Origin of the sequence: Kitasatospora sp. NPDC007106 (genome assembly GCF_040634455.1) — a bacterium.
GTDB classification, from domain to species: domain Bacteria; phylum Actinomycetota; class Actinomycetes; order Streptomycetales; family Streptomycetaceae; genus Kitasatospora; species Kitasatospora arboriphila.
In genome coordinates this window covers 1-6,698 of sequence record NZ_JBEYFP010000316.1, presented here as the reverse complement: position 1 = coordinate 6,698, position 6,698 = coordinate 1, and the positions used below count along the sequence as shown (strand labels likewise).

The 6,698-nt window shown below is 73.7% G+C and carries 3 protein-coding genes and 2 pseudogenes; 2 read left to right on the top strand and 3 right to left on the bottom strand.

Annotation, left to right across the window (positions count from 1 at the left end; translation table 11 throughout):
• A pseudogene (locus tag ABZ641_RS21950) lies at positions 1-208 on the top strand (transcriptional regulator); the annotation flags it as partial.
• A gap of 142 nt (positions 209-350) precedes the next feature.
• Here ABZ641_RS21950 and ABZ641_RS21945 read toward each other — a convergent pair.
• The 3 genes and pseudogenes from ABZ641_RS21945 to ABZ641_RS21935 all read right to left on the bottom strand — a co-directional run.
• Positions 351-1,121 carry a GNAT family N-acetyltransferase gene (locus tag ABZ641_RS21945; protein WP_344626681.1) on the bottom strand — a complete coding sequence of 257 codons (771 nt, stop codon included), beginning with the start codon at positions 1,119-1,121 and terminating at the stop codon, positions 351-353.
• The gene (locus ABZ641_RS21940) at positions 1,118-4,117 is read right to left on the bottom strand and encodes an amino acid adenylation domain-containing protein (protein ID WP_359984138.1); all 3,000 of its coding nucleotides are present in this window, start codon (positions 4,115-4,117) and stop codon (positions 1,118-1,120) included. The genes ABZ641_RS21945 and ABZ641_RS21940 overlap by 4 nt, the downstream gene beginning before the upstream one ends.
• Positions 4,118-4,189: 72 nt before the next feature.
• Positions 4,190-4,333 (bottom strand): annotated as a pseudogene (locus ABZ641_RS21935) (MbtH family NRPS accessory protein); the annotation flags it as partial.
• 253 nt (positions 4,334-4,586) lie between these two features.
• Between ABZ641_RS21935 and ABZ641_RS21930 the strand changes: the two are divergent.
• A partial coding sequence (locus ABZ641_RS21930; RefSeq protein WP_359984135.1) for a sensor domain-containing diguanylate cyclase occupies positions 4,587-6,698 on the top strand: 2,112 nt, incomplete at its 3' end.

The window sequence follows — 6,698 nt, the reverse complement described above, 5'->3', positions numbered from 1 at the left end:
GGCCGTGCGGCCCTGCCTGGACTGGACCGAACGCCGTCCCCACCTGGCGGGGGCGGTCGGCGCGGCCCTGTGCCGGCACGCCCTCGCCGAGGGCTGGGTCACCCGGATCGGCACCACCCGGGCGGTGGCCGTCACCCCGGCCGGCCGCCACGCCCTCCACGAGACCCTGGGCCTGCCCGACGCCCTCCTCGCCCCACCCAGGACCTAGCCCACGAGCACGGGGCAGCCGATCAGGGGCGCGGGGAACTGTGCAATTCGGATGTGGGCCGCCGTACGGATCAGGGTCCGGCCCGGGTTCGTCCTGATCATCCACGGACTGCGCAGTCCCCCGCGCCCCCCGGGGGATCCCCTCACCCCAGGCGGGAGACCGGGCGTTCCTCGCCCGGGGGCGGGCCGGCCGGGGTGCCCTCGTCCAGCAGGGCCCGGTACTCGCTGCGCGGCATCGGCACCGCGCCGAGGCTCCGCACGTGCGGGCTGTCCCACTGGACGTCCAGCAGCACGCCGCCGCTCTCGCCGAAGCGCTGGGCGAGGTCGACGACCGCCACCCGGGCGGCGTCGGGCCGCAGGCCCACCATGGAGTCCAGGCTGAGCACCGGCCCGACCCGGACGCCGAAGGCGCCGCCGACCAGTTCCCCGTCGTCCCAGACCTCGATGCTGTGCGCCCGTCCGTGGGCGTGCAGGGTCCGCAGCGCGGTGCGCAGCTCGGGGGTGAGCCAGGCGGGGCTGCGGCCTTCGGCGCAGCGGTCGACGACCTCGCCGAAGGCCTTGTCGGCGGTGGTCGTCCAGTCGTCCCGGTTGCGGAGCCGGCGGGAGAGCCGGCTGCCGAGGCGCGCGCCGCCGACCGGGACGACCGGCCTGGGGTCGGGCGACCACCAGGCGACGCCGTACGCCTCCTCGCCGGCGCCCGCGGGTAAGGCGATGGCGCCCTCGGCGACCTCCTCCTCGTAGCGGGCCTCGTTCATCCAGAGGCTGTACTCGTCCTGGGCGGGCATCGGGAAGGCCCCGGCCCGGTAGGCGGCGAGCAGGGAGTCGGGGCCGAGGTCGGCGCAGAAGGCCACCGGGGTGTCGGCGGGGGCGCGGCCGAGGTCGACCGAGGCCCACCATCGTGCGGTTCCGGTCACGCGACGTGCTCCAGCTGTCCGCTGGCCTCGAGCCGGTCGAGGTAGAAGTCGAGCAGTTCGGCGTCGACGGGCGGCAGTTCGATGCCGGCCCGGGTGAGCGCCCGGGTCGCGGCGGTCCGGGTGAAGTCCGGGAAGGTGGGCCGGAAGTACATCTCGCTGATGGTCATGTCGGTACCTTCGGCGCGGTCGACGAAGAGCGGGACGAACGGGGTGATCGGGTGGGTCGGGTTGGCGGTGGCGAAGCCGATCAGGCGCCGCACCCACTCCCGGTACGGCAGGTGCTCGACGGGGCGGCCGCGGGAGCGGATCCGTTCGGTGAGGTCGCCGAGGCTGGCCGGGGCGGGGTTGGTCAGGTGCAGCACCCGGCCCTCGGCGGGTTCGCGGGTGGAGACGACCGCGAGGGCGCGGGTGAAGACGTCGGCGGGCACGAAGTCGAGCGGCAGGTCGACGTCGGGGCTGGTGCCGCTGTCCCACAGGTAGCGGATGATCGCGGAGAGTTCGGTGCCGGGGTTGATGACGCCGTGCCGCAGGTCGCCGGTGACGTCGTTGACCCGGTGGACGGTGACCGGCAGGCCGGCCGCGGCCGCGTGGTGCAGCAGCGCCTCGGCGACCCACTTGCTCTCCACGTAGCCGACCGACAGCCGGTCGGCGTGCGCGAGCGGGCTCTCCTCGGTGACCTGCCGGATGCCGGCCGGCCCGTACCCGGCGAGGACGGCCATGCTGGACAGGTAGTGCACGGGGATCGCCCGGGAGTGCCCGGCGAGCCGGATGATCTCGCGGGTGCCGGCCACGTTCGCGGCCCGCAGCTGGTGGTACGGGTAGAGGAAGTTCACCTGGCCGCCGAGGTGGTGGATCAGGTCGACGGTGCCGGCGAGCTGCTCGAAGCGCCGCCGGCCGAGCCCGAGCAGCGGTTCGGCGAGGTCGCCGACGACCGGCACGACCCGGTCGGAGTGCAGGTCGCGCAGCAGGTAGCGCTGGTGGGCGGCGCGCAGCCGCTCCAGGCCGTGGTCCGGGTCGGGGGCGCGGACCAGGCAGTGCACCCGGGCGTCGGTGGTCTCCAGCAGGGCGCGCAGCAGGTGGGTGCCGCAGAAGCCGGTGGCCCCGGTCAGCAGGATGTCGGTGGGCTGGTGCCAGCGCGGGGCGCTGTGCTCGGGGGCGCGGTGCACCGGCACGCCGAGTTCGGCCTCGGCGGCGAAGTCGATCCGCTGGCCGGGCTCCGCGGGCAGGGCGCCGCGGGTGTCCCGGGCGACGGCGGCGAAGGCACCGAGGGTGGGGTTCTTCAGCAGGGCGCGGGTGAGGGTGCGGATCCGGTCCACCCCGATGCCGAACATGATCCGGGCCCGGGCCAGCATCTCCATCGCGAGCAGCGAGTTGCCGCCGAGTTCGAAGAAGTCGTCGTCGGGGCCGACGTGCTCGACGTCGAGGATCTGCGCCCACAGGTAGGCCAGACCGGCCTGCACGGTGGCGCCGGGGCCCGCGCCGACGGTCGTGGCCGCGGACGCGGGGGGCCTGGAGCCGCGGGCCAGCCCGATCCGGTCGATCTTGCCGCTGGGGGTGACGGGCATCTGTTCGACCGCGACGAAGGCGCTGGGCACCAGGTGGTCGGGCAGCCGGGCGGCGAGGTACTGCCGCAGGTCCTCGGGCTGCCCGTCGCGGGCCGTGTAGTAGGCGGTGAGCGCCCGCCCGCCGCCGTTGGCCTCGCCGGCCACCACCCGGACCTCGCCGACCTCCGGGTGCTCGCCGAGGACGGCCTCGACCTCGCCCGGGTCGACCCGGTAGCCGCGGATCTTCACCTGGTCGTCGGCCCGGCCGATCAGTTCCAGGGTGCCGTCCGGCCGCCAGCGGCCGGTGTCGCCGGTGCGGTACATCCGGCCGCCGGGGGTGCCCGCGTACGGCTCGGGGAGGAACCGCTCGGCCGTCAGCTCCGGTTGCTTCCAGTAACCGCGGGCCAGCCCGGGCCCGCCGATGTACACCTCGCCGCGCTCCCCGGGCGGCACCGGGCGAAGCCGGGCGTCCAGCACGTGCACGAAGGTGCCGAGCAGCGGCCGTCCGACCGGGACGGGGGCGTTCGCCGGGGCGGCCAGCAGCTCGGGGTGTATCTCGCACAGCGTCGAGGTGATGCCGGTCTCGGTGAGCCCGTACGCGTTGAGCAACCGGGTGCCGGGCAGCCGGCGCAGCGTCTCACGGCAGTCCTCGGCGGGGACGGTGTCGCCGCCGACGACCAGCAGCCGCAGCGCGTGCGCGGCGGGGCCGTGTTCGGGCAGCACCGCCAGCAGCCGGTGCCAGTACGTGGGCGTCAGGTCGGCCACGGTGATGCCGAGTTCGGGCAGCCGGTGGGCCAGCTCGATCGGTGCCCACGGGTGCCGCCCGCCGAGCACCAGCGTCGCACCGTTGAGCAGCGGGGTGAATATCTGTTCCAGTGACGTGTCGAAGCCCAGCGCGCCCAACTGGAGCACCCGGTCGGCCGGTGACAGAGCGTAGGCCTCGGCGATCCGCGACAGGGTGAACACCATGGTGCGGTGACTGACCGGTACGCCCTTGGGTTCGCCGGTGGTGCCGGAGGTGTAGATCAGGTAGGCGAGGTCGTCCGGGTCGGTGAGGTCGGGCGGCGGCACGGCGGTCGGCGGACCGGCCGACCGGTACGCCTCGACCAGCACGGCCGCGGGGAAGAGCCCGGCGTGGTCACGCGACGTCACCACCGGGCCGCCGCCGGAGTCGGCGGCCAACCGGGCCAGCCGCAGGTCCGGGTGGGACGGGTCGAGCGGCAGGAAGGCGCCGCCGGCCTTCAGCGCGGCCAGCAGTGCCACCACCATGTCGCCGCTGCGCTCCAGGCACACCGGCACCACCGAGTCGGGTCCGACGCCGAGCGCGCGCAGTTCCTCGGCCAGCCGGTCGCTGCGGCCGTCGAGTTCGGCGTAGGTGAGCGGTCCGTCGTCGCAGAGCACGGCGAGCGCGCCGGGGCGGGTCGCGGCCTGTTCGCGGAAGAGCGCGTGCACCGTGCGTCCGGGGGCGCCCGGCCCGGTCGGTCTCAGGTCCTGCCAGCGCGCCCGGACCTCGCGGCGGCATTCCGCGCGATCGCCCGGTCCGAATACGCTCCGCCATCCCTCGGGCACCGGGAGTTCGTTCGTCCAAATCGCATACTGTCCATCTCCGTTCACCAGGACGAGATGGGGCCCGAAATGGGGGGATTGCGCGTGATTCGACAGCTCCACCGGCGACGACCTCGACAGACGGCGGATGGATTAACCGGAAATATCGGGGAGCGCACGGCCTGGGCCCTGCACGGCCGCGGCCTCCGCCGCCCGCCACGGACCGCCCCCGATAATCTCGACTATAGGCACCCGTGCCTTGCTATGTATGATTGGGATCGCCCCAATTCTTGAGCGGTTCAGCTCACCACCTCCGAGGGAGGTAGCTGGGTTGACACGTCGACGACAGCGGCTGACGGTCTGTTATATCGGCTTGATGGTCCTGCTGACGGTTGTCTACTACCGTTTTCCCGCCGACCGCATCATCTGGTGGACGGGCATCGGGCTGAGCAGCTTCGCCGCCATCGTGGTGGGCGTCCGCCTCAACCGGCCCGCCCACGCGGCGTCCTGGTACCTGCTCGCGGTCGCCAACCTCAGCTTCACCATCGGCGAGGTCGTGCAGGTCATCCAGACCAACTACCTGCACCAGACCGCCTTCCCCTCCCTCGCGGACGCCTTCTACCTCGCCGAGTTCGTGCTCTACGCGCTCGGCGTCTGGGGGTTCATCCGCTGGCGCACCGCGCACCAGGACCGCGGCTCGCTGATCGACGCCCTCACGCTGACCGTCGGCCTCGCCCTGCTCAGCTGGATGTACCTGGTCGTCCCGTACGCCAGGAACCCGGAACTCACCTGGTTCCAGAAGGCCGTGTCGATCGCCTACCCGCTCGGCGACGTCCTCGTCCTCGCCATGCTGATGCGGCTGCTGGTGCCGCGCGGCGGCAAGAGCCCCGCCGTGGTCCTGCTCACCGTCGGCACGGTCGGCCTGCTGGTCTCCGACGTCCTCTACGGGCTGATCCAGCTGCACGGTGTCTGGCGGATCGGCACCCCCGTCGAACTCGGCTGGGCGGTCCTCTACACGGCCTGGGGCGCGGCGGCCCTGCACCCCTCGATGGTCGAGCTCACCAGACCCATCCCCACCCAGCCGCCGGACATCAGCCGCGGCCGGATCGCGCTGCTCGCCGTCGCCTCGCTGATCGCCCCGACCATGCTCGTGCTGGAGGTCACCCAGGGCGACGCCGCGAACGCGGCCGTGATCGGCGGATTCTCCGCCGTGCTGTTCCTGCTGGTGCTCTCCCGGCTCGCCGGGGTCGTCCTCAACCACCGCCACGCCGTGGAGCGCGAACGGGTGCTGCGGATGGCCGGCGCCTCGCTGGCCGGCGCCGTCACCGTCGAGCAGGTCGCCGACGCGGTGCGCACCGCCGCCTCCGCCCTGGTGCCCGCCGAGCCCGCGCACGTCGCGCTGCTCGCGGTCGGTGACGAGGGCACGCTGCGTGCCGACGGCGACGGCCCGATCGAGGTCGAACCCGTCCGCGAGAGCCGCCTGGTGCCCGTCGCCACCCTCGACGCGGGCCTCGCCGCCCGCCTGGAGGGCGCCCCCAGCGCCCTGATCTGCCCGCTCGTCCTGGAGAAGCGCCCCTCGGGCGACCCGCTGATCGGCGCCCTCGTCGTCGGCGGCACGGAGCACCGGCTCACGGCTTTATGGGGCACCCTCGACATCCTCGCCGGGCAGGCCGCCCTGGCGGTCGAGCGGGTGGTGCTGAACGACGAGATCAACCGCCGCAACAGCGAGCTGTACTTCCGGACGCTGGTGCAGAGCGCCTCCGACGTGATCCTCATCCTGCGCGCGGACGACACCATCCGGTACGCCAGCTCCTCGGCGGACCGCGTCCTCGGCTACCCCTCGCTCGACGGCCAGGCCCTCACCGACCTGGTGCCGCCGGAGGACAGCCGCGCCGTCAACCAGGCGCTGCTGCGGATGCGCACCCGCGAGCAGGCCGAGCAGCGCGAGCACTGGAGGCTGCTGCGGGGCGACCGCACGGTGATCGAGGCCGAGGTCCGCTGGAACGACCTGCGCGACGACCCCACGGTCGGCGGTCTGGTGCTCACCCTGCGCGACGTCACCGACCAGCGGCAGATGGAGCGCGAGCTCACCCACCGGGCGTTCCACGACTCGCTCACCGGCCTGGCCAACCGCGTCCTCTTCCAGGACCGGGTCGGCCACGCGCTCTCCCGCAGCGGCCGGCGCGGCACCGTCACCGGCGTGCTCTTCATCGACCTCGACGACTTCAAGGTGGTCAACGACACCCAGGGCCACGCGGTCGGCGACGAGCTGCTGGTCGCCGTGTCGCTGCGGATCTCCACCGCGCTGCGCACCTCCGACACGGCGGCCCGGCTCGGCGGCGACGAGTTCGCCGTGCTGGTCGAGGACGCCCTGTCGCCCGCCGACGTCGGGGCGACCGCCTCCGCGGTGCTCGCCGTCTTCGAGGAGCCGTTCAAGCTCAGCTCCGGCGCGGTCCGGGTGGCCGCCAGCGTCGGCGTGGCCACCACG